The sequence below is a fragment of the Halalkalibacter akibai JCM 9157 genome, assembly GCF_000513135.1.
Classification (GTDB): domain Bacteria; phylum Bacillota; class Bacilli; order Bacillales; family Bacillaceae_D; genus Halalkalibacter; species Halalkalibacter akibai.
Window position 1 is genome coordinate 1 of record NZ_BAUV01000009.1, and the last position, 23,354, is coordinate 23,354.

20 protein-coding genes and 2 pseudogenes are annotated in these 23,354 nt (G+C 38.0%); 21 read left to right on the forward strand and 1 reads right to left on the reverse strand.

Features of this window, described 5'->3' with window-relative positions:
- Positions 1 to 27: 27 nt before the first annotated feature.
- The 10 genes and pseudogenes from JCM9157_RS07295 to fni all read left to right on the forward strand — a co-directional run bounded on the left by JCM9157_RS07295 (position 28) and on the right by fni (position 13,651).
- The gene (locus JCM9157_RS07295) at positions 28 to 1,146 is read left to right on the forward strand and encodes a methionine biosynthesis PLP-dependent protein (RefSeq protein WP_035663447.1); all 1,119 of its coding nucleotides are present in this window, start codon (positions 28 to 30) and stop codon (positions 1,144 to 1,146) included.
- 16 nt (positions 1,147 to 1,162) lie between these two features.
- Positions 1,163 to 2,998 (forward strand): bifunctional homocysteine S-methyltransferase/methylenetetrahydrofolate reductase, encoded by a 1,836-nt coding sequence (locus tag JCM9157_RS07300; RefSeq protein ID WP_035663448.1) that lies wholly within the window; start codon positions 1,163 to 1,165, stop codon positions 2,996 to 2,998.
- Positions 2,999 to 3,032: 34 nt separating this feature from the next.
- A pseudogene (metH, locus tag JCM9157_RS07305) lies at positions 3,033 to 6,484 on the forward strand (methionine synthase).
- 210 nt (positions 6,485 to 6,694) lie between these two features.
- Positions 6,695 to 7,804 carry a cell wall hydrolase gene (locus JCM9157_RS07310; RefSeq protein ID WP_035663449.1) on the forward strand — a complete coding sequence of 370 codons (1,110 nt, stop codon included), beginning with the start codon at positions 6,695 to 6,697 and terminating at the stop codon, positions 7,802 to 7,804.
- Between the two features lie 18 nt (positions 7,805 to 7,822).
- Positions 7,823 to 9,190: a germination protein YpeB gene (ypeB, locus tag JCM9157_RS07315; RefSeq protein WP_035663450.1), complete on the forward strand. Its 1,368-nt coding sequence runs from the start codon at positions 7,823 to 7,825 to the stop codon at positions 9,188 to 9,190.
- An 87-nt stretch (positions 9,191 to 9,277) separates the two neighbouring features.
- On the forward strand, positions 9,278 to 9,949 hold the full coding sequence (locus JCM9157_RS07320) for a flagellar brake protein (protein WP_035663451.1): 672 nt from the start codon (positions 9,278 to 9,280) through the stop codon (positions 9,947 to 9,949).
- A 122-nt stretch (positions 9,950 to 10,071) separates the two neighbouring features.
- Positions 10,072 to 10,746 (forward strand): (d)CMP kinase, encoded by a 675-nt coding sequence (cmk, locus tag JCM9157_RS07325; protein WP_035663452.1) that lies wholly within the window; start codon positions 10,072 to 10,074, stop codon positions 10,744 to 10,746.
- Complete coding sequence (locus JCM9157_RS07330; protein WP_035663454.1) at positions 10,746 to 11,333, forward strand: lysophospholipid acyltransferase family protein; 588 nt, start codon at positions 10,746 to 10,748, stop codon at positions 11,331 to 11,333. Before cmk ends, JCM9157_RS07330 begins: the two co-directional genes overlap by 1 nt.
- A gap of 93 nt (positions 11,334 to 11,426) precedes the next feature.
- Positions 11,427 to 12,590, forward strand: a complete 1,164-nt coding sequence (gene rpsA / locus JCM9157_RS07335) for a 30S ribosomal protein S1 (protein WP_035663457.1) — start codon at positions 11,427 to 11,429, stop codon at positions 12,588 to 12,590.
- Positions 12,591 to 12,601: 11 nt separating this feature from the next.
- Complete coding sequence (gene fni / locus JCM9157_RS07340; RefSeq protein WP_035663458.1) at positions 12,602 to 13,651, forward strand: type 2 isopentenyl-diphosphate Delta-isomerase; 1,050 nt, start codon at positions 12,602 to 12,604, stop codon at positions 13,649 to 13,651.
- Between the two features lie 50 nt (positions 13,652 to 13,701).
- Here fni and JCM9157_RS23900 read toward each other — a convergent pair whose 3' ends face one another.
- Positions 13,702 to 13,836: a YpzI family protein gene (locus JCM9157_RS23900; protein WP_081734097.1), complete on the reverse strand. Its 135-nt coding sequence runs from the start codon at positions 13,834 to 13,836 to the stop codon at positions 13,702 to 13,704.
- A 127-nt stretch (positions 13,837 to 13,963) separates the two neighbouring features.
- Here JCM9157_RS23900 and JCM9157_RS07345 point away from each other — a divergent pair, with 127 nt between their 5' ends.
- The 11 genes and pseudogenes from JCM9157_RS07345 to menG all read left to right on the forward strand — a co-directional run bounded on the left by JCM9157_RS07345 (position 13,964) and on the right by menG (position 23,330).
- Entirely contained in the window at positions 13,964 to 14,578 is a 615-nt protein-coding gene (locus tag JCM9157_RS07345) for a YphA family membrane protein (RefSeq protein WP_035663459.1), read from the forward strand.
- Between the two features lie 116 nt (positions 14,579 to 14,694).
- On the forward strand, positions 14,695 to 16,008 hold the full coding sequence (gene der / locus JCM9157_RS07350; RefSeq protein ID WP_035663460.1) for a ribosome biogenesis GTPase Der: 1,314 nt from the start codon (positions 14,695 to 14,697) through the stop codon (positions 16,006 to 16,008).
- A gap of 14 nt (positions 16,009 to 16,022) precedes the next feature.
- A complete protein-coding gene (gene plsY / locus JCM9157_RS07355; protein WP_439644334.1) occupies positions 16,023 to 16,655 on the forward strand; it encodes a glycerol-3-phosphate 1-O-acyltransferase PlsY in 633 nt (210 codons plus the stop codon).
- A gap of 19 nt (positions 16,656 to 16,674) precedes the next feature.
- A complete protein-coding gene (locus JCM9157_RS07360) occupies positions 16,675 to 17,727 on the forward strand; it encodes an NAD(P)H-dependent glycerol-3-phosphate dehydrogenase (protein WP_035663461.1) in 1,053 nt (350 codons plus the stop codon).
- 74 nt (positions 17,728 to 17,801) lie between these two features.
- A complete protein-coding gene (locus tag JCM9157_RS07365) occupies positions 17,802 to 18,068 on the forward strand; it encodes a stage VI sporulation protein F (RefSeq protein ID WP_035663465.1) in 267 nt (88 codons plus the stop codon).
- Between the two features lie 579 nt (positions 18,069 to 18,647).
- The gene (locus JCM9157_RS07370; protein WP_035663466.1) at positions 18,648 to 18,851 is read left to right on the forward strand and encodes a DUF2768 domain-containing protein; all 204 of its coding nucleotides are present in this window, start codon (positions 18,648 to 18,650) and stop codon (positions 18,849 to 18,851) included.
- A gap of 24 nt (positions 18,852 to 18,875) precedes the next feature.
- Positions 18,876 to 19,601 carry a YphF family lipoprotein gene (locus JCM9157_RS07375; RefSeq protein ID WP_052013005.1) on the forward strand — a complete coding sequence of 242 codons (726 nt, stop codon included), beginning with the start codon at positions 18,876 to 18,878 and terminating at the stop codon, positions 19,599 to 19,601.
- 227 nt (positions 19,602 to 19,828) lie between these two features.
- The gene (gene spoIVA / locus JCM9157_RS07380; protein WP_035663469.1) at positions 19,829 to 21,307 is read left to right on the forward strand and encodes a stage IV sporulation protein A; all 1,479 of its coding nucleotides are present in this window, start codon (positions 19,829 to 19,831) and stop codon (positions 21,305 to 21,307) included.
- 194 nt (positions 21,308 to 21,501) lie between these two features.
- The gene (mtrB, locus tag JCM9157_RS07385; protein WP_035663472.1) at positions 21,502 to 21,720 is read left to right on the forward strand and encodes a trp RNA-binding attenuation protein MtrB; all 219 of its coding nucleotides are present in this window, start codon (positions 21,502 to 21,504) and stop codon (positions 21,718 to 21,720) included.
- Positions 21,721 to 21,844: 124 nt separating this feature from the next.
- A pseudogene (locus JCM9157_RS25905) lies at positions 21,845 to 22,629 on the forward strand (heptaprenyl diphosphate synthase component 1).
- Entirely contained in the window at positions 22,626 to 23,330 is a 705-nt protein-coding gene (menG, locus tag JCM9157_RS07395; RefSeq protein WP_035663474.1) for a demethylmenaquinone methyltransferase, read from the forward strand. Before JCM9157_RS25905 ends, menG begins: the two are co-directional and overlap by 4 nt.
- The last annotated feature ends 24 nt before the right edge of the window (positions 23,331 to 23,354 follow it).

Consider the following 23,354-nt stretch of genomic DNA (forward strand, 5'->3'; position numbering starts at 1 on the left):
ATTATTGTGTAACTGGAGGAAATGATAATGAACAGAGACAAACTTGAAACAATATTAGTACAATTAGGAAATCGTTCTGAAGATAGAACCGGGACGATTAATACACCGGTTTATTTTTCAACAGCATATAGACATACGGGCATTGGTGAATCAACTGGATATGATTATGCGAGAACTGGTAATCCAACACGTGAAGTTGTTGAACAAGCCATTGCAAAATTAGAAGAAGGAGACCGGGGATTTGCATGCAGTTCAGGCATGGCTGCCATTCAAACTGTGTTATCATTATTTGAACAAGGAGATGAAATATTAGCTTCCCAAGATTTATATGGTGGTACTTACCGATTATTTGAGCAAGGCTGGAACCGTTGGGGACTAACATTCTCTTTTGCTGATCCTAGGAAGTTAGATCAATTTGAAAGTTGTATTACAGAGAAAACAAAGGCATTATTTATAGAAACGCCAACGAATCCACTTATGCAAGAAGCTTCAATACCTGATCTAGTTAAAATTGCACGTAAACACAGTTTGCTTTTAATTGTTGATAATACATTCTATACACCGTTATTACAACAGCCACTTGTAGATGGGGCAGATATTGTTATACATAGTGCCTCAAAATACTTAGGTGGACATAATGACGTTATAGCTGGATTAATTGTAGCAAAAGGCCAGGAATTATGTGATAGAATTGCCTATTACCACAATGGAATTGGAGCTATTCTTTCTGCTTTTGATTCTTACTTGTTAATACGAGGAATGAAAACTCTGGCACTTAGAATGGAGAAGCATGAAGCTAATGCAAAAGCCCTCGTTAAATACCTTGAGGAACAAGAAGGGGTGACAGATGTTCTTTACCCAGGTAAAGGTGGAATGATTTCCTTTAGAATTTTACATGAAACATGGGTAAATCCTTTCCTTCAACAGCTAAAGCTTGTGTCGTTCGCGGAGAGCTTAGGTGGAGTTGAAAGTTTAATGACGTATCCTGCAACTCAAACTCATATGGATATTCCTGAAGATATCCGAATTGCAAATGGGGTTTGTAATCGTCTCCTTCGTTTTTCAGTCGGTATTGAAAGAGAACTCGATTTAATTGCAGATCTCGATCAAGCGTTTCGTTTTGTTAAAGAAAACATCAAGCTATAACTTGGGAGGAGAAGAGATGGGTCTTTTAGAAAAATTGGCAACACAAGTGTTAATTGGTGACGGGGCGATGGGTACCTTGTTATATGAGCAAGGTGTTGACCAATGTTTTGAAGAAGTTAATGTAACCAATCCGGAAATCATCTTATCTGCTCATCAAAGATATATAGAAGCCGGAGCAGATGTGATCCAAACGAATACCTATGCAGCAAATGCATTAAAGTTGGAAAAGTACGGATTAGAAACACAAGTTAGTGAGATTAATAAGAAAGCTGTTCAGATTGCCAAAACAGCTGCCACTGACAAAGTGTTCGTCTTAGGAACAGTAGGGGGAATAAGGCGTTTTCAATTAGAAGAATGGAGTTTAGAAGAAATTGAGAAAGCTTTTTCTGAACAGGTAGACGCTCTCTTGTCTGAAGGTGTAGACGGTTTATTACTCGAAACTTTCTACGACCTAGAAGAAGCGAAAATGGCAGTACGACTTGTAAAGACCAAAACTAGTATTCCGATCATTATCAATCTTTCATTAGGGGAAGTTGGTGTGATGAATAGAGGTATTTCTATTACGAATGCTTTTGACCAATTAACAGCGCTTGGTGCTAATGTAGTTGGTCTGAATTGCCGTACAGGTCCATTTCATATGCTACGTTCTTTTGAAACGATTCCACTTAGAGAAGATGTATATTTCTCAGCGTACCCGAATGCCAGTTTGCCTGATTACCGTGATGGACGTGTTTTTTATCAATCAAATGCAGAGTATTTTAAAGCGATGGGTGAAAAATTCATTGAACAGGGGATCCGCTTATTAGGAGGGTGTTGTGGTACAACCCCTGAACATATTAAAGCTTTCGCTGAAGTGAGACAGAATGTGAGACCTGTAACCTCAAAAGTGATTAGGCCATTAATTGAATTTAAAGAGGCTACTCAAATCAGAAGCAAGCAAACTCCTTTACCTGAAATCGTGAAGAAACGGAAATCAGTAATTGTTGAGCTGGATCCGCCGAAAAAGTTAAGTACAAAGAAGTTTATGGATGGTGCACAAGCTCTTAAGAATGCGGGTGTTGATGCTGTTACGATGGCTGATAATTCACTGGCATCACCTAGGGTGGATAATTTGGCATTAGGAGCAATGATCAAACAACAAATTGGCGTAAGACCGTTAGTTCATATTACTTGTCGCGATCGTAACTTAATCGGATTACAATCCCATTTAATGGGGCTTCATGCGTTAGGAATTGATGATGTTCTTGCTATTACAGGAGACCCGACGAAGATTGGCGATTTTCCAGGAGCCACATCGGTATACGATGTAAGCTCTTTTCAACTAATTTCTTTTATCAAACAATTAAATGAAGGAATATCTTTTTCAGGTAAAGAGCTAGGGCAAAAAGCTAATTTTTCTATTGGAGCTGCCTTTAATCCAAACGTTCGTCACGTCGATAAAGCGGTCAAACGAATGGAGAAAAAAATAGAGAGCGGTGCTGATTACTTTATGACGCAACCGATATACAGTGTAGAGCAAATTGAGACGCTCGCCTCTGAAACGAAGCATATTGATAAACCGATCTATATTGGAATTATGCCTTTAACAGGAACCAGAAACGCAGAATTTTTGCACAATGAAGTTCCTGGAATCAAGTTGACCGATGAAATCCGTGCGGCTATGGCTGCATGTGGAGAAGATAGAGAAGCTTCAACAAGAGAAGGAATTGCAATTGCAAAATCACTAATTGATGCGACTCTTGCTCATTTTAATGGTATTTATTTGATAACGCCGTTTCTACGATATGAAATCACAGTTGAACTTACAAAATATATTGAATCTAAAAAATTAATGATTCAAGGACAAAGATAGCGAAGGATATTTGGGGAGTGGAAAGGACGGACATATGGTTAAGTCATTATTTGAACAACAGCTTGAAAAGAAAATACTCGTTTTAGACGGCGCGATGGGTACGATGCTTCAGCAGGCTAATTTAACGGCTGAAGATTTTGGAGGAGAAGAATATGAAGGGTGTAATGAATATTTAAATGAAACAGCACCTGATGTCATAGACAAAATCCATCGTGCTTACTTAGAAGCTGGTGCAGACATTATTGAAACGAATACGTTCGGATCAACTGATATTGTGTTAGACGATTATGATTTAGGGTATAAAGCAGAAGAGTTAAGTCGAATGGCAACAGCAATTGCTAGAAAAGCGGCCGACGATTTTTCAACACCTGAATGGCCGAGATTTGTAGCAGGAGCTATGGGACCAACGACAAAATCTTTATCTGTCACGGGTGGAACAACTTTCGAAAAATTAATTGATTCATACCACGAGCAGGCACGAGGCATTATTCGTGGTGGAGCAGACATTATGTTACTTGAAACTAGTCAAGATATGCGGAATGTAAAAGCTGGATATATAGGTATTGAGCGTGCTTTTAAAGAATTGAACGTGCAATTACCAATCTTCATTTCAGGAACGATTGAACCGATGGGAACAACGTTAGCTGGTCAAAACATTGAAGCTTTTTATTTATCGCTTGAGCATATGAAACCGACTGTAGTTGGCTTGAATTGTGCGACAGGTCCTGAATTTATGAGAGACCATATTCGTTCCCTATCAGAACTCGCTACAACCTACACGAGTTGTTATCCAAATGCAGGCTTGCCAGATGAAGAAGGCCATTACCATGAATCTCCTGAATCTCTTGCCATTAAACTACGAGGTTTTGCTGAAAAAGGATGGCTAAATGTTGTCGGAGGGTGTTGTGGGACAACACCGGATCATATTCGAGCGATGGTTGATGCAACGAAAGACTTTGAGCCTAGAAAATTTAAAGAGTCTCACCCTCATGCAGTTTCAGGTATTGAACCTCTCATTTACGATGATAGTATGCGTCCTCTTTTTGTAGGAGAAAGAACAAATGTTATTGGTTCTCGTAAATTTAAAAGGCTTATAGCAGAAGGGAAATTTGAAGAAGCATCAGAGATAGCAAGGGCGCAAGTTAAAAGAGGAGCTCATGTTATTGACGCTTGTTTAGCTGATCCTGATCGTGATGAGATGGAAGATATGGAGCAGTTTCTGCAATTTTTGGTCAATAAAGTAAAAGTTCCTTTAATGATTGATTCAACAGATGAAAAGGTTATTGAAAAAGCTCTGACGTACTCACAAGGAAAAGCGATTATTAACTCCATTAATTTAGAAGATGGAGAAGAACGCTTTGAAGCCGTAATCCCAATTGTTAAACGGTATGGAGCTGCGATCGTAGTAGGAACGATAGATGAAGAGGGGATGGCAGTAACAGCAGAAAGAAAATTGGCTGTTGCTATTCGTTCTCATGATCTTCTTGTTCATAAATATGGACTGAAATCAGAGGATATTATCTTTGATCCGCTTGTCTTTCCAGTTGGAACAGGAGATGAACAATACATCGGTTCTGCCAATGCAACAGTTGAGGGCATTCGTTTAATTAAAGAAGCTCTTCCAAAATGTCTGACCATTTTAGGGGTGAGTAACGTTTCGTTTGGTTTACCACCAGTTGGTCGTGAAGTATTGAATGCTGTCTATTTATATCACTGTACTCAAGCGGGCTTGGATTATGCCATTGTAAACACTGAAAAACTTGAAAGGTATGCTTCTATTCCAGAGACCGAGAAGGAAATGGCGCAAAAGCTCCTTTTTGAAACAACCGATGAAAATCTAGCTGAGTTTACTGCTTTTTATCGTGGAAAGAAAGCGGAGAAAAAAGTTGATCACTCTAATCTAACTCTTGAAGAAAGATTAGCCTCGTATATTGTTGAAGGAACTAAAGAAGGACTTATTACAGATCTTGACCAAGCGTTAGCAACGTATGACGATCCTCTTGACATTATCAATGGACACTCATGACGGGGATGGATGAGGTAGGGCGGTTATTTAATAATAATGAATTAATTGTCGCAGAGGTGCTTCAAAGTGCGGAGGTTATGAAAGCTTCGGTGGCTCACCTTGAACCATTTATGGAGAAAAAAGCGGATGATAATGGAAAAAGGAAAATCCTACTTGCAACTGTTAAAGGTGATGTTCATGATATTGGTAAAAACCTAGTTGAAATAATATTAGGGAATAATGGGTTTAAAATCGTGAACCTAGGTATAAAAGTCACTTCTCAAGAATTAATTGAAGCAGTAAGAAAAGAGAATCCAGATGCAATTGGGTTATCCGGTCTTCTTGTGAAATCTGCTCAACAAATGGTATTAACGGCTCAAGATTTACGTCAACAAGAAATATCAATACCAATTCTTGTTGGTGGCGCCGCTTTAACTAGAAAATTTACCGATACTAAAATAGCTGCTGAGTATGAAGGATTAGTATTATATGCTAAAGACGCGATGAATGGACTGGAGCTTGCTAATCGACTAGCAAAGCCTGAAGAACGTGTTCGATTAACTGATGAAATTGCAGAAGCGCGTGCGAAAAAGGAAGCTGTACGTTTACCTGAACGAAAACCAATTCTTGAACGAGTCATAGATGAAAATGCTAAATCTGACGTACGACGTGATGGACCTATTTTCACTCCAAGTGATTTAGATGTTCATATTTTGCGTGATTATAAACTGTCTCATTTAGAACCATATATAAACATGCAAATGCTCCTTGGGCGTCATCTTGGTATTCAAGGGAAGGTCAGTAGGCTTTTGGAGGAAAAAGATGAAAGAACGGTGGAATTAAAAGAGAAAGTTGATGAATTTCTCGTTAAAGCCAAGCAAAATCAAGTGATCCAAGCTCATGGAATGTATCAATTTTTCCCGGCACAAGCAGATGGAAATGATATTGTTATTTATGACCCTAAAGATAAAACAACGGAGATTGAACGTTTTTCTTTTCCGCGTCAAACTCATAAACCGTTTCTTTGTTTAGCTGATTATATCCGACCTGTATCTAGTGGGGAAATTGATTACGTCGGATTCCTCGCTGTTACAGCTGGTCATGGTGTGAGGGAGCTTGCAGAACAAGCCAAACGTGATGGGGATTATCTTTATAGTCATCTAATACAAGCGGCAGCTTTAGAGATTGCAGAAGGTTTCGCAGAGCGAGTTCATCAGCAAATGCGAGATCGTTTGGGAATGCCGGATTCAGCTGATATGACGATGGAAGATCGTTTTTCTGCTAAGTATCAAGGGGTTCGCGTCTCATTTGGATATCCAGCTTGTCCTAATCTTGAAGATCAAGAGAAGTTATTTTCATTGTTAAAGCCAGAAAAAATTGGTATCTCCTTAACTGAAGGTTTTATGATGGAGCCAGAGGCATCGGTTACAGCAATGGTTTTTGCCCACCCAGAAGGCCGATATTTTAATGTTTTAGCTTAAAAATTTAAAATGAAAGTCCTTGTAAGATTTATACTTACAGGGGCTTTTTTGATTTGGTGAGAATGGATTAAATTCTTTTTTTAGGAGTGTTTAGGGAAGTTTTTAACTAAAAATTGTATAAAAAGAGTTTCCTAACAAACAATATTCATATCAATCATGACCAAAAAAGGTTGTGTCATGAAACAGATAACATGACAGGAGGTCTACAACATGAAGCGTAATCTGTTTTCGTTTAAGATTCCATTAATGATGGCATTGATGTGCATCGCGTTAGTTAGTTATCAAGCGCCAACTTATGCTTTTACTGATCAAATCATTCAAAGAGGCGCGACAGGCGACGATGTCGTTGAATTACAAGCAAGACTTCAATACAACGGTTTTTATAATGGCACTATTGACGGTGTCTATGATTGGGGGACATACTGGGCTGTCCGAAATTTTCAAAGTGAATTTGGACTAGAGGTAGATGGACTAGTAGGACCAAAAATGAAAGATATGCTAGAGCGTGCGACAAATTATAATGAGGAATTTGTTAAAAAAGCTTTAAATGAAGGGCGTAGATTTACTCATTATGGTGGAACGCCAAAAGAAATTCAAAAAGGGCCAAAAGGAAGTAGAGATCAAAAAGCCCAACAACAAGGTCAACAACAGCAGGATCAGCAACAACAACAGCAAGGCCAACAGCAGCAACAACAACAACAGCAACAACAGCAACAGCAACAGCAACAACAACAACAACAACAACAGCAGCAACAAGGTCAGGAGCAAGGCCAGCAACAACAAGGTCAACAACAGGCCGAGCAACCAGATGCAACGCAACAACCGACAGGACAACCAGGTGCTGGTGCAGGACAAGCAACACAGCCAGAACCAACTCCAGGAGAACCTGTTCCGTATCCAGAACAACCTGAGGAACAAGATAATGATGCGAATATTCAAAAGGCAACAAATGTTCCACCAGGATATTCAGAAAATGATATTCAACTAATGGCACAAGCTGTTTACGGTGAAGCACGAGGCGAACCTTATGTTGGCCAGGTAGCAGTAGCTGCAGTCATTATAAACCGTATAAATAGTCCAACTTTCCCTAATACGGTATCTGGAGTCATTTTTGAACCAAGAGCTTTTACGGCAGTTGCCGATGGTCAAATATACATGACGCCAAATGAAACAGCACGCAGGGCCGTATTAGATGCGATAAATGGACAAGATCCTACTGGAAATGCGATTTATTACTTTAATCCTGATACAGCTACATCTGGTTGGATATGGTCAAGACCGCAAATCAAGAAAATAGGAAAACATATTTTCTGTCATTAATTTTTGGAGGTGATTAGTGTGGTACGAAATTTTATCATTGGACTATTAGCAGTAGCTGTAGTAGCAACTGGTATTTGGGGCTTCCAAGAACGAGAGGAAAAACAAGTTCTTAAAGTCACTGCCGAAAACAATTATCAACGCGCCTTTCACGAGCTTGCTTTTCATATTGATCAAATCGAGGATCAATTAGGAGCAACGTTAGCAATGAATTCAAGACGTCAGTTAACCCCGGCGCTAGCAGATGTTTGGCGTATCGTCAGTTTAGCTCAAGAGAACATTGGACAACTTCCTTTAAGTTCAGTTGAGTTAGGAAAAACAGAAGAGTTTTTATTTAAGCTGGGTCGTTTTAGTTATAGAACATCGATTCGTGATCTAGAAAAAGAACCATTAACAGATAATGAGTATGAAACGTTACAAAAGCTATATGAATATTCTAAAGATATTCGTGAGGAAGTTAGGTATTCTCAAGCAATGATGATGGCGAATGGAGATCAATGGATTGACATTGATGAAGAGTTGGCTGCTTCACACGAACCGCTAGATAATATGGTTGTTACTAATTTAGAAGTAATGAACAAGTCTATTGAAAGCTATAGCGAAACAGATTGGGGCGCAGGGCTCGCTGCTATTGATGATATCAATGGTGAGTTAAAGAATGCTTTAGATGGTGAACCAATTACTGAAGAAGAAGCGGAACGAATAGCACGTGAATACCTTCAAGTTGGTGAACAAGCTACAGTTAATGTTTCTGAAACTGGGAATGGTTTGGCATATCCCGCTTACACAATTGTGATTGATGATCCAGATCATGAAACTAATTATTATATGGATGTTAGTGTAAATGGAGGAGAACCAATTTGGTTTTTACAAGATCGTCAAATTAATGAACAGTCAATTAGTTTAAATGAAGCCGTAGAGATAGCTAATGAATATCTTGAGGAAAATGGAAAAGAAAATATGCAACTAGTTGATTCTCGCCAGTATGATTCAATTGCGTTATTAGAGTTTGTGCATCTTGAAGATAATGTTCGTGTATACAATGATTTAATTTCATTAGAAGTAGCATTGGATGACGGAGATATTCTCGGTTATGAAGCTAAGGCTTATATAATTAACCATAAAGAACGTGATATACCTGAACCAGAGATAACGAGTGATGAAGCAAGAGAACGTTTAAACCCTCGTCTTGAGATCATGGAAGACCATATCGCGGTAATTAAAAATGATTTAGGTGAAGAAGTGCTTTGTTATGAATTTTTGGGTGTGATTGACAACGATACGTACCGGATCTTTATAAACGCTGAAGATGGAGAAGAAGAAAAGGTAGATCGTTTAAATACTTCAGAACCTGTTTACGATTTTACGGATAATGGAGAAGAAGCATAAGATGCTTCTTCTTTTTTTTCTTTAATCATGAGATAATAAAAATATGTGAGTAACAGTTTAATTGTTTTTTTGGAAGGAGCAACAAGGTTGATTACGATTGGTTCCACCATCTTTTTAGAACTACAAGAGATGAAAGAATTTGAGAAGAAAACAGTTCGGTTTCGCTGTAGATTAGTTGATCGAGCGGATTCGATTTATGTTGTAGATTATCCTATAAATGAAGAAACGAGTAAACCAAGTTTCTTCTTTGATGGCACTGAGTTTAGAGCGTGGTTTGTCGCAAGTGACGATGCTGTATATGCCTTTGACACGGAAATCATCGGGAGAAGAAAAGGCAATATTCCTGTTTTGTTGTTAAAGGACCCAGGCAAAGATAAATATATCCGAATACAGCGTAGGAACTACGTTCGTGTTGAGACGACTGCTGATGTTGCCGTACACCCAATTAATAAGGAATTTCCACCTTTTACAACGGTAACAATTGATATTAGTGGTGGTGGCTGTGCTATTTTAATTCCTGCGGATACATATTTACCAGAATCTGGAGAATTAAACTTATGGTTAGTGTTACACATGCAATCAGGTGATATTGTTTACGTTAAAGCTTATTGTAAGATTGTTAGAGTATTTAAACCGCGTCCGGATGCTAGGTTAAGAGCCTCTTTGCAGTTTCTAGATGTAGATGAACGAGATCAACAAAAGATTATTCGTTATTGTTTCGAGAGACAATTAGCCGTTCGTAGGAAGAGCGAACTGTAAATTCGGAAATATCTGATTTATTTACAACCTTTCGTTAGACCAAGCACTTATAGTATGATAAGATGATGAAGAGAATAATTGGAAACACTTTCAATTATTTGGATTGTTATGAGGTGTATAGAATGAACAAACAGATGAATATCGCTATTGATGGCCCTGCAGGAGCTGGAAAAAGTACAGTTGCTAAATTAGTGGCTGAACAATTATCTTTTCTGTATATTGATACAGGAGCTATGTATCGTGCATTAACTTATGCTGCACTTAAAGAAGGTGTAGAGCTTACTAATGGACAAGCACTTAATCATTTATTAAATGGCTTAACCATTACATTACAGCATGAAAAAAGTGGAGTGAGTGTACTACTTAATGATGAAGATGTGACAGAGGTAATTCGTAACAAGGACGTTACAGCTAATGTATCTCTAGTATCAAGTCATGAGTCAGTTCGACTTGAAATGGTCGAAAGACAAAGGACATTAGCTGATAAAGGTCATGCTGTTTTAGATGGTAGAGACATTGGTACATTTGTATTACCAGATGCTAAATTAAAAGTGTTTTTAACTGCTTCTGTAGAAGAGCGAGCTAGACGCAGGTACGAAGAACACCAAGCAAAAGGAATCGTGTCTGATCTAGAGCAATTAAAAAACGATATAGCAAAACGGGATGAATTAGATTCTACGAGAGAGTTTGCTCCTCTTAAACAAGCTGCAGATGCAATTGTTATAGATACGACAACTCTTTCTATACCAGAAGTCGCTGACTCAATTATTGAATTAGCAAAGGAGAGAGCGATCTAATGGGTATTTACCAATTCGGGCAGCTTGCGAGCCGTATCGTTATTTCATCTTTATATAAAGTGGAAATTATAGGTAAAGAGAATATTCCTAAAGATGGTGGAGCGATCCTTTGCTGTAATCATATTCATAATTTCGATCCTCCTTTACTAGGTGCATATATAGAGCGTGAAGTAAACTACATGGCTAAACAGGAATTATTTGAGCAACCAATACTTAAACAATTATTACCTAAATTAGGAGCTTTTCCTGTTAAACGTGGTATGAGTGATAAGCAAGCTCTAAGAACCGCTTTAAAGTTGTTAAAAGAAGGAAGAATGCTAGGTATTTTCCCTGAAGGCACTAGAAGCAAAAATGGAGAATTGCAAAAGGGCTTATCTGGAGCTGGTTTTTTTGCGCTTCGTACAGATGCAATTGTCATTCCTTGTGCCATTATTGGTCCATATAAACGATCAAAGCCTTTAAAATTAGTATACGGTTCACCGATAGACTTCTCTAAACTTAAAGAAGAGAAAGTTTCTGCAGAAGTAGCAACAGAAGTGATTATGGAAGAGATTAGATTGTTAATTGAGAAGCATACCACCAACTAAGTTATTCAATTTTTCTTTCGCTATCTGTGAAAGATCAATTAAAATAATAGAAAGTTTGCCCCGATAAAAGCGGGATTGAAGGAGGAAAAGTCAATGGTCGAAGAAATGAACAATGAAGTAACAAAAATGAGAACGTTCGCTGTTGGGGAAATTGTAACAGGGAAAGTGACGAAAGTAGAAGATAAACAAGCGTTTGTCGACGTTGGATTCAAGGTTGACGGGATTGTACCTATTAGTGAATTAGCAAGTTTGCATGTAGAAAAAGTAAGTGATGTTCTTTCAGTTGACGATGAGCTAGAACTTAAAGTCCTGAAGGTAGAGGACGACGAGCTCATCCTTTCTAAGCGCGCAGTACAAGCAGAGAAAGCATGGGACGAACTTCAACAAGCATATGAATCTGGCAACATTCTAGAGGTTGAAGTAGCTGATGTAGTAAAAGGTGGTTTAGTTGTAGACTTAGGTGTAAGAGGGTTTATACCTGCTTCATTAGTTGAGCGTCATTTTGTTGAAGATTTTTCTGATTATAAAGGGAAAACACTTCGCTTAAAAGTAGCTGAAATTGACCAAGAAAACAATAAATTAATTCTTTCTCAAAGAGCGGTTCTTGATCAAGAGTTAGAAGAAAAGAAGCGTTCAGTGTTACAAACGTTGAAAGCTGGAGACGTCGTTGAGGGAAGGGTTCAACGCTTAACAGATTTTGGCGCATTTATTGACGTGGGTGGCGTTGATGGCCTAGTACATATTTCGCAACTTGCACATCATAGAGTTGATAAGCCATCAGATGTAGTTAATGAAGGCGATCAAGTTAGAGTAAAAGTTTTGTCTGTTGATCAAGATAGTGAGCGTGTATCTCTATCTATTAAAGATACACAGCCAGGACCATGGGAAAGTTTCTCAGGATCCATATCGGTAGGTGATGTACTAGAAGGAACTGTTCGAAGATTAGTTTCTTTTGGGGCATTCATTGAGTTAGCGCCAGGTGTTGAAGGATTGGTTCATATTTCTCAAATTGCAAATCGACACATTGGAACTCCTTCTGAAGTTTTATCCGAGGGTGAAAAGGTTCAAGTGAAAGTACTTGATGTTAGCATTGGAGATAAACGTATTTCTTTAAGTATCCGTGAGTTACTCGAAAAAGAAGATACTTCCGATGAAGATTTTCAAAATTACGAGGCATCCAAAAAAGATGAGCCAAGTGGATTTTCACTAGGGGATATGATTGGTGATCAGCTTAAAAATATCAAAACAAACGAATAAGGTGATGAGGCTTGAGTAGGACAGCTCGGAAGTTAGACCACATTAATCATGCATTATTAACCGGGCAAGCAAATACACATGGTTTTGAGGATGTTATGTTTATTCATAATAGTATTCCCGAAACAAACTATGACGAAATTAGTCTCACATCGAAAATCGGCGGACTTTCATTAAGTTCGCCGATTTTTATCAATGCCATGACAGGTGGCGGTGGAGAACAGACGAAAAAATTAAATCAACAGCTTGCTGAGGTTGCTGCAGAAACAAAAGTGGGAATGGCGGTAGGATCCCAAATGGCTGCCATAAAAGAATCAGAACAACGCGAAAGTTATGAGATTGTTAGGAAATCACATCCGGATGGCATCATTTTTGCTAATTTAGGGAGTGAGGCAACGTTAGATCAGGCGAAAATGGCTGTTGACATGATTGAAGCTAATGCATTTCAATTACATTTGAATGTAATTCAAGAGTTAGTGATGCCAGAAGGAGACCGGAACTTCACAGATACATATAAAAGAATTGAAAAATTGGTACAAGGATTAGAAGTGCCAGTCATCGTGAAGGAAGTAGGCTATGGCATGAACAATCAAATAATACAGCGATTAGCTTCTATAGGTGTCCGAGTAGTAGATATAGGTGGATTTGGTGGGACCAATTTTTCTAAAATCGAGAATGAGCGGCGTCAACAAAAATTGAATTATTTCAATAATTGGGGTATTACAACGACAGCTTCTTTACTAGAGGGATCTGTCGTTGATGCAGAGATTGAAATACTTGCTTCCGGGGGATTACAATCTGCAATGGATCTCGCCAAATCTTTAGCGTTAGGTGCAGTAGCTGGAGGCTTTGCTGGGAGATTCTTAAAAGTACTTGTAGAAGAAGGTCAAGAAAAACTGATTGAGGATATAAATCAAATAATAAATGATTTGAAGATGTTAATGACGGCACTAGGGGCTTCTTCTCCAAAAGAATTAACGAATGTGCCACTTATTGTTTTAGGGGATACGTTTCATTGGGCCACCCAAAGAGGCATTGATTGTACTAGGCTGAGTCTACGTTAAGTTAAAGGAAGGAGATTGATTTTGTTTGCAAAATCAATCTCCTTTCTTTTTTAACCGCGTTGCTGTTGTCTTGCTTCTTTAGGACTTTGTAGTTTTGCTGAACCAGCGTACTCTAAGCTTTGGTCGCGGTCAGATTCAACTCGACCAGATTTCCTTAGTTTACTCTCTTGACGATCTTTCCCCATCGCAATTCCCTCCTTCTGCTCATTTATAGGGCTCTTCTTTACTGTGCCAAGAAAGCATGATTCTTATGTAATAGATGGTTAGAACACCGTTAGTTAGTCGATACTATGACTAAAAGGAGGTGATAGTGTGGATGGGATTTACGTATATTGGTTTGGCTGGCTGTTTTGGGTCGTCGTTAGTTTTTTTTGGCCAAAAACAAAGAAGCGTCTAGGAATAGCTGCGTTACTACTAGTATTATTAATTATGTTGCCTTTCGATATATCAATTGGGCATGTTAGCATTCATTTTGCATTCATTTGTTTTTCTATTTATCTTTTTTCTTATCTAAAGTCAAATAAGAAAAGACAACTATTTCTTTATTTTATTGTCACAATAACGATAGCTGCAGCTTACGGTGGGTTCCAACTTCTCTTAGTTTTTGATCCGGTTATTGAATACGTAGATAGTAGGTGGATGAGTGCTAGTTTTGTTGCTTTAATTGCTTTTTTATTAGCACACGTATTAAAGGATCGTATAATCGTTACTTTAATTGGTCTAGTCCAAGGAGAATTATTGACTGGATTAACTTTTCAACAATATTTATATATGGATAGAGCAATTGGAAGTCTTTATTTTTTTGATGTGATCTCAATTGTAGGAATAATCTTCACAACCTTTTGGGTTATTCAACGGGTATCATCATGGATTGCTAATCTTGTAGTTCCAGATCAGAAACATGGAGCCTTAAAGAAAAGTTCGTGAATGAAAGTACGAACAAACCGAGAAAATATCGACAAAGGGGTTTAAATCAAGTAAGATAAAAAGGTTGTAATGAATTTGGATGATTTTACATATGAAAAAAGAAAGGTTGTGACGTTATGACAAAGCCAGTTGTAGCAATAGTCGGACGTCCTAATGTAGGGAAGTCAACGATTTTTAATCGAATAGTAGGAGAACGCGTAGCAATTGTCGAAGATATGCCTGGAGTAACACGTGATCGTATTTATAGTAAAGGTGAATGGTTAAACCGAGAGTTCAATTTAATTGATACGGGTGGTATTGAACTTGGAGATGAACCATTATTAATTCAAATGCGTGCACAGGCCGAACTTGCTATTAAAGAAGCTGATGTTATTATCTTTATTGTAAATGGTCGTGAAGGCATTACAAGTGCTGATCAGGAAGTGGCTAAAATTTTGTTTCGTTCTGATAAACCAGTTGTCTTAGGTGTAAACAAAATTGATAATCCAGAGATGCAGGAAGAGCTTTATGAATTTTATTCACTAGGTATGGATACACCATTTCCTATTTCAGGCTCACATGGGTTAGGTTTAGGAGATTTATTGGATGATGTTATTAAACATTTTCCAGATCAAGAAGAAGATCCTTATGATGAAGATACTATTCGTATCTCACTCATTGGACGACCTAATGTCGGTAAATCTTCAATTGTCAATGCGATGCTTGGGGAAGAGAGAGTAATTGTTAGTAACATTCCTGGTACGACAAGAGATGCAATTGATACACCATTCACAAGAGACGAACAAGATTATGTTTTGATTGATACAGCTGGTATGAGGAAACGCGGGAAGGTATACGAAGCCACAGAAAAATACAGTGTGCTAAGATCGCTTAAAGCCATTGAGCGCTCGAACGTAGTCTTAGTTGTAATAAACGCAGAAGAAGGTTTAATTGAACAAGATAAAAAAATCGCGGGTTACGCACACGAAGCGGGACGAGCAGTCATTATAGTGGTAAATAAGTGGGATGCTGTAGAGAAAGACGATAAGACAATGAAGAATTTTGAAACAAAACTAAGAGAAGAGCTTTTATTTTTAACGTATGCTCCTATCCTATTTGTTTCAGCTAAAACAAAGCAACGTCTAAATCAAGTGCTTCCAATGGTACAAAAGGTTTCAGAAAATCACCATCTGCGTGTGCCTACAAATGTATTAAACGATATGATTATGGATGCGGTTGCCATGAATCCTACTCCTACAGATAAAGGCAAGCGTCTGAAAATCAATTATGTAACTCAAGTAGCAGTTGAACCACCGACTTTTGTTTTCTTTGTTAATGAACCAGAGTTAATGCACTTTTCATATGAACGTTTTTTAGAAAATCGACTACGTGCTACATTTGAATTTGAAGGAACACCAATCAAAATCTTTGCTAGAAAGAAAAATGTATAAAGGGAGAGAGTGAAATGGGGGAAGGCTTAATGATCATTGCACTCATTTGTACGATATTATTTGGCTACTTGTTAGGTTCACTAAGCTTTAGTTATATTATTGCAAAGAAAATTAAGAAGGTTGATATTAGAAAACATGGCAGTGGAAATGCTGGAGCAACGAATACACTTCGCGTACTTGGAATTGGACCAGCAATATCGGTTTTATTGTTAGACGTTCTTAAAGGGGTAATAGCCGTATTGGTAGCTGCTTGGATTGCGCCTGATCAATCTGGTTTATTCCCAGCTTTAGCTGGTCTTGCTGCGATCCTTGGTCATAATTGGCCTATCTATTATGGATTTCGCGGGGGTAAAGGAGTTGCCACAACAATAGGAGTATTAGCGACCCTTGTTTTCTTTCCTGCACTATGGGCTGGAGTCATTGCGATACTAAGCATTATCGCTACTAAATATGTTTCATTGGGTTCACTACTTTTTGCTATGCTTACGCCTGTACTTGCATTTTTCCTTCATGGCTTTTATGACTATCCGATTATGTATATTTATTTGGCAGGTGTTGTTGCTCTTCTTTCTGTTTGGAGGCATAGAACTAATATAAGTCGCTTACTAACTGGAACTGAAAGCAAAATTGGCAAAAGTAATCGTTAGGGAGTAAGGAGTGAAAGAAATGAAAAAAATTGCTGTTGTTGGCGCTGGTAGTTGGGGAACTGCCTTAGCGATGGTTTTAGCTGATAATGAGCATGAAGTACAACTTTGGGCTAGAAGGTCTGAACAAGTGGTTGAAATCAACGAAAAACACTCTAATTCAAAGTATTTACCTGGTATAACATTGCCGAAAAATATCATTGCATTTAATGATTTAAACTTAGCTCTAAAAAATGTAGATACAATTGTTTTGGTCGTACCGACTAAGGCAATTAGAGAAATGGTTCAGGAAATGATACATGTACTTACATCACCAGTTACGATCATTCATGCAAGCAAAGGGATTGAACCAGGAACACATAAAAGGGTTTCGGAAATGATAGAAGAAGAATTTCAGCATTCGGACCTATTGCAAGATGTTGTAGTCCTTTCTGGTCCAAGTCATGCCGAAGAAGTAAGTTTAAGGCAGCCTACAACGGTAACAGTTTCATCAAAACGACATGAGGCGTCTGAGCGAGCTCAAGATTTATTCATTAATAACCATTTTCGTGTTTATACAAATTCGGATTTAGTAGGGGTAGAAATTGGGGGAGCCTTAAAGAACAGTATAGCTCTAGTTTGTGGTTTAACAAATGGACTTGGTCTTGGAGACAATACCAAAGCGGCCATTATGACGCGTGGATTAGCTGAAATTGCGAGAATGGGTATTAAATTAGGGGCCAATCCACTTACTTTTGCAGGTCTTTCCGGTCTAGGTGACTTAATTGTTACGTGTACGAGTATTCATTCTAGAAATTATCGTGCAGGTAAAATGATTGGAGAAGGTAAATCATTAGATCAAGTACTTGAATCTATGGGCATGGTTGTAGAAGGAATTCGAACAACAAAAGCAGCCCATGAATTGGCTTTAAAGTGGCAAGTAGATATGCCGATTATAAGCTCCTTATATGCTGTACTCTTTGAAGGGTTATCACCCAAAGAAGCTACAAAACAGTTAATGGGGAGAGGGAAAAAACATGAAGTTGAGCAATTGTCCCTTGATTTTTTTCATATGAATGATCCAGAAATGAAGTAGTTTTTTGACTGTTGTGCACCTTCCTCAGCTATCTGCATATGATATCCTGACATTACAATGAGGGAGGGCACATCATGTTCCAAAATAATGACTCATCTTTCATGGATCAAATTCAAAAGAAAACAAACGTAAAACCAGATGAATTATTTAAATTAGCTAACACGGTTAGTAATACAAATTTACAAGATGAGACAGCTGTTAGACAGCTAATCGCACAAGTTGCAAAACTTGCAAATAAACCTGTTTCAAAAGAAAAAGAAGATCAAATCGTAGAAGCCATCACAAAAAACAACATGCCAATGGATTTTGCTTCACTTTCAAAAATGTTCAACAAAAAATAATTAGTGTTTTAGGCAAATACCACAAACACTTAATTAACTAATGCATATACTTGTAAAGAACGAACATTATTATAGGGCTGTGTTTTAGACGAAGGGTTTCGTCAAGTTGGAGAAGTGTGCCCCCACTTCTCCAACTTTTTTAGTCTTATAAGTCAAAAGGTGCCCTTTACCTTTTGACTTATAAGACTAAGCAGTGAGCGGAGCCGATGCAAAGCTCATAAGCCTTCTTTGAGCGAACTTCTCAAAGAAGGCGCGCATCGAGAGGAGCCACTGCCACGATGTACACAGAGAATTATGCCGAGGGATATAATGTTTTTACATAATAATAGTGGCCTAAGCGGAGCCGATGCAGTGCTCTTAAGCCTTCTTTGAGCGAACTTCTCAAAGAAGGCGCGCATCGAGAGAAGCGACTGCATGATGTACGCAGAGAAGTAGACCGAAGGAAGAAAAAACAGAAAAGTTTATCATAAGATTTAAATAAAAAGGGTGTTCAAAATTCGTCTACAACCTGACACCGACTTTTTAGACAAGCTGTGCTATAATGTGACATGGAAAATGTTTATTGGAGGATTGATAATCGTGTCACAAGCGATGATGAATATGTGGATTTCTTTCTTTGCGCTTGCCCTAATGTTTGTATCAGCGGGCACAGCTATTTTTAGTCGGGAAAAACTAAGGGGTTGGGTTCAAAAAACCGTTCTTTTCTTTTCGTTTATGTGTTTACTTGTTTCTGGTATTATCGTCTTTCTTATTGTTGTGGGTGGACCAACAGCTACATTGTAATGATGAGAAAGGATGGGATGGTTTATGACTCGCTTTATATTAGGTATTAGTTTTTTATTTATGCTTCTGTTAACGGGCTGCATGTATCCAGAGGATCAAAGAGCGGAAAATCGAATTGCATATCCGGATCAATTGCTATCTGTCCAGTCTGCTGTTGAACAATTTCAGACAGATACTGGAGTATTACCAATTCGTACTTTTGATGAAAATACTCCGCTCTACCAACGATATGTAGTAGATTTTAATCAGTTGATTCCAAGGTATTTACAACAACCTCCAGGAACTGCTTTTGAAAATGGAGGGGTGTTTCAATATGTTCTCGTTAATGTTGAGGAATCACCACAGGTGAAAGTGATAGACTTAACGTCACAAGGAGAAGTTAGACAATTGCAGCAACGATTAAATGACTATATGAGACAACATCGCTTTGCTCCTATTGAAGAAATGCTTGATGTTGGACTCTTTAAATTAGATCATGAAGCTCTGAATTACAAAGAAGCTCCTCACGTCAGAAGTCCCTATCATGATACGCTCCTTCCATTGTTATTAACCAATGATGGTGAGATCATTATTGATTACCGTATTGATTTAAATATGATGTTGCAGCAACAAGAGCTTGAATTTCCTGAAGGTGAGGACATACTGTCATTGCTTTACGAACAAGCTCCTTTTGTACCTGTAAGAAGTGTGCCATATGTGCTTGATGAAAACGGAGAACCTATATATGCAATGGAACTAAGAAAAAAATAATAGAGTTCTTTTAATTTTTTGGTCTAATGCTTCTTCCTTGTTGATATATATATCAGAGGAAGGGGCATTTTTTAATTCTCCCCTTCTCGGTAGCCCAAAAACGAGAATCTATTTTCTTTCAAGAAAGTTTGTCATAAACTTTGGACAACATCATAGATATGATAGTGTCAAAGGTTTAGCGGAAGAAAGTTGAATCTCAAATTTTTACTCGATCGGGAGGGGATCACGTGGAAAAGGTTGATATTTTTAAAGATATTGCTGAACGCACAGGTGGCGATATTTATCTTGGAGTAGTAGGTGCAGTTCGAACAGGGAAGTCGACATTCATTAAAAAATTTATGGAGTTAGTCGTTCTCCCGAACATTGCTAATGAATCAGAAAAAGCCCGCGCTCAGGACGAGTTGCCTCAGAGTGCAGCAGGAAAGACGATCATGACAACTGAACCCAAATTCGTTCCAAATCAAGCCATTTCTATTCATGTAGAAGACGGACTTGATGTGAACGTTCGCTTAGTCGATTGTGTAGGATATGCAGTTCCAGGTGCAAAAGGATATGAGGATGAGCATGGACCTCGTATGATTAATACACCTTGGTATGAAGAGCCTATTCCGTTCCAAGAAGCGGCAGAAATTGGCACTAGAAAAGTGATTCAAGAACATTCCACTTTGGGAGTAGTTGTTACCACTGACGGTTCTATCGGAGAAATTCCTCGTCACGACTATCTTGAATCAGAAGCGCGTGTAGTTGAGGAATTAAAAGAAGTGGGGAAACCATTTATTATGGTCGTAAATAGCGTTCGCCCACATCATCCTGACACGGAAGCGCTTCGAGCTCAGCTAGCTGAAGAATATGATATTCCTTGTTTAGCAATGAGCATTGAAAGTATGACAGAACAAGATATTAATAATGTTCTGCGTGAAGTATTGTATGAGTTCCCAGTACATGAAGTAAATGTTAATCTTCCAAGCTGGGTAATGGTGTTAAGAGAAGATCACTGGCTTCGCCAAAGTTATGAAGAATCTGTCCGTGAGACAGTTAAAGATATTAAACGTCTTAGAGATGTTGACCGTGTTGTCGGTCAATTTACTGAATATGAGTTTATTGACGATGCACGATTAGCTGGGATTGAGATGGGGCAAGGGATAGCAGAGATTGATCTATATGCTCCAGATGATTTATATGACCAAGTATTAAAAGAAGTTGTAGGTGTTGAAATAAGAGGGAAAGATCATCTCCTTCAATTGATGCAAGACTTTGCACATGCGAAAGAGGAATATGATCAAGTTGCTGATGCCTTGCGCATGGTAAAACAAACAGGTTACGGAATCGCTGCACCAGCATTATCAGATATGAGTCTTGATGAGCCGGAAATCATCCGTCAAGGATCTCGTTTTGGTGTAAGATTGAAAGCAGTAGCTCCATCCATCCATATGATTAAGGTAGATGTTGAGTCTGAGTTCGCTCCAATTATTGGAACAGAGAAACAAAGTGAAGAACTTGTACGCTATTTAATGCAAGATTTTGAAGAGAATCCACTTTCCATTTGGAACTCAGATATCTTCGGACGTTCTCTTAATTCAATTGTTCGTGAAGGGATCTCAGCAAAACTATCTCTAATGCCTGAAAACGCTCGTTATAAGTTGAAAGAAACGTTAGAAAGAATTATTAATGAAGGATCTGGTGGACTTATCGCGATCATTCTATAATATCACACATGAGAAATTGTAGATGGACCCCCTTAGGTATAAGGGGGTCTTTTTTGCTATAGAAGCAATTTTTATGCTAAGATTTATAATTATTGGTTAAGAGAAGAAGGTTGATTAAAGCAAAACCTTTCATTTCATGTTAAAATAGGAAAGTTAGAATTTGAACTGAAGAATTATCGAAGAGGAGAGTTGAGATGAGTAGTCAAAATGAATTTTTTGTGATTAAAGCAAAGGAAAATGGCGTAAATGTGATTGGTCTTACTCGTGGTTCTGATACCCGTTTTCATCATTCTGAAAAGCTAGACAAAGGTGAAGTAATGATTGCGCAATTTACAGAACATACATCTGCTGTGAAAATTAGAGGTAAAGCAGTTATACAGACAAGTCACGGTACAATGAATACAGAAGATTAAGTCTTGAAAAAAGGCTAGTCATTGACTTTCATTACAAGTATGTAAAACCTATGGTATAATGGTTGCGATATAAAAGTTAGCACAACAATGATGGGCGGAATTTGGGGGATTTTTTATGGTGAGTATGAGTCAGTTTGATGATAAGGTAAAGGAAATCAAAAAGAGCTTCTATAGTCTGACAAAGCATTTATATTTACAAACGTACATACCAGAACCAGATATTGACGAGGATAAGGTACGTTTTTTATATGCAATGATGCAGAAAAAGCTTTCCAATACTGAAGCGAAAATGTTTACGATTTCGGCATTATTAGTTCAAGCTTTTCTTGATGTTCACGATAATGTATCCATTCAGCCAATTCATTCGGAGCAATTGCGTAAAAAAGGCAATTAACCGTTTTAGCAGGTGATTACTATATAGGGTTGCATTATTATCTACTAGCAGAAAAAAAGCAACTGCCTATGATTAGAATCTTTAGTCAGGCAATTCAAGAAATAAACGAATACAAATTGAATTTGTATGATGTAAATACACTCTCTTATATCGAAATACAGAAAAATACAGCTCAGATTGAATCTGTTTTACTACAAAATATGGCTGATCATTTTGACCAAACGAACTGGAAAAGTGTAATGAATGACTTCTTCTTTTTAAAGCGGTTGCTAATGGAGAAAGCCGAGTGGATTAAGGGGAGAACGAGCCCGATTATACATTCAATCATAAAAGAATCAGGTGCTACAGAAGATCAGTTAAAATGCATCGAGGAAAAAGTCGAAGATGTGAAAGATCGACTTCTTACTAATAGTAAAGAGTTACTTTCTTTTGAAAGATTTGTCATTGAACATGTTGACGAATTAATAGGGCGTTTTTCTTTTCAAAAGGGTATAGAAGAAGGGGAATTAAGATGACACAATCGAAAGAAGAACGAGTTCATCAAGTGTTTGAATCTATATATAAAAGATATGATGTGATGAATTCCGTTATCAGTTTTCAACGGCATAAAGCGTGGCGAAAAGATACAATGAAAAGAATGAACGTAAAACCTGGTGACCACGCACTTGATGTTTGCTGTGGAACGGCAGATTGGGCCATTGCTTTAGGTGAGGCTGTTGGAAAAAATGGCAAGGTTGAAGGCCTTGATTTCAGTCAAAATATGTTAAAAATTGGCCAAGCTAAAATTGAAGAGCGTAAATTAACTCAAGTCCACTTAACTCATGGAAATGCAATGGAGCTTCCATATAAAGATAATAGTTTTGATTTTGTCACTATTGGTTTTGGCTTAAGAAATGTTCCAGATTACGAGCAGGTGTTAAGAGAAATGTATCGTGTAACAAAACCGGGAGGCATGGTTGTTTGTTTAGAAACATCGCAGCCTACAATTCCGGTTTTCAAACAACTTTACTTTTTTTATTTCCGTCAAATTATGCCTATCTTTGGGAAACTTTTCGCAAAAAGTTATGATGAATATTCTTGGTTACAAGAGTCAACAATGTCATTTCCTAACCGTGAAAAATTAGCCGAGTTGTTTGAAAAAGCTGGTCTTAAAGAGGTTGAAATAAAAGCTTATTCAGGTGGGGTAGCAGCCATGCATCTTGGAAAGAAGAAGTAGAATTGGAGCAGATAACGTGATTAG

Excerpts from the sequence above, each read along its gene's own strand:
- JCM9157_RS07295 (WP_035663447.1), top strand. The coding sequence starts at position 28 with ATGAACAGAGACAAACTTGAAACAATATTAGTACAATTAGGAAATCGT.
- JCM9157_RS07300 (WP_035663448.1), top strand. The coding sequence starts at position 1,163 with ATGGGTCTTTTAGAAAAATTGGCAACACAAGTGTTAATTGGTGACGGG.
- JCM9157_RS07310 (WP_035663449.1), top strand. The coding sequence starts at position 6,695 with ATGAAGCGTAATCTGTTTTCGTTTAAGATTCCATTAATGATGGCATTG.
- cmk (WP_035663452.1), top strand. The coding sequence starts at position 10,072 with ATGAACAAACAGATGAATATCGCTATTGATGGCCCTGCAGGAGCTGGA.
- JCM9157_RS07330 (WP_035663454.1), top strand. The coding sequence starts at position 10,746 with ATGGGTATTTACCAATTCGGGCAGCTTGCGAGCCGTATCGTTATTTCA.
- rpsA (WP_035663457.1), top strand. The coding sequence starts at position 11,427 with ATGGTCGAAGAAATGAACAATGAAGTAACAAAAATGAGAACGTTCGCT.
- JCM9157_RS23900 (WP_081734097.1), bottom strand. The coding sequence starts at position 13,836 with ATGGGGAAAGATCGTCAAGAGAGTAAACTAAGGAAATCTGGTCGAGTT.
- der (WP_035663460.1), top strand. The coding sequence starts at position 14,695 with ATGACAAAGCCAGTTGTAGCAATAGTCGGACGTCCTAATGTAGGGAAG.
- plsY (WP_439644334.1), top strand. The coding sequence starts at position 16,023 with ATGGGGGAAGGCTTAATGATCATTGCACTCATTTGTACGATATTATTT.
- JCM9157_RS07360 (WP_035663461.1), top strand. The coding sequence starts at position 16,675 with ATGAAAAAAATTGCTGTTGTTGGCGCTGGTAGTTGGGGAACTGCCTTA.
- JCM9157_RS07365 (WP_035663465.1), top strand. The coding sequence starts at position 17,802 with ATGTTCCAAAATAATGACTCATCTTTCATGGATCAAATTCAAAAGAAA.
- JCM9157_RS07375 (WP_052013005.1), top strand. The coding sequence starts at position 18,876 with ATGACTCGCTTTATATTAGGTATTAGTTTTTTATTTATGCTTCTGTTA.
- mtrB (WP_035663472.1), top strand. The coding sequence starts at position 21,502 with ATGAGTAGTCAAAATGAATTTTTTGTGATTAAAGCAAAGGAAAATGGC.
- menG (WP_035663474.1), top strand. The coding sequence starts at position 22,626 with ATGACACAATCGAAAGAAGAACGAGTTCATCAAGTGTTTGAATCTATA.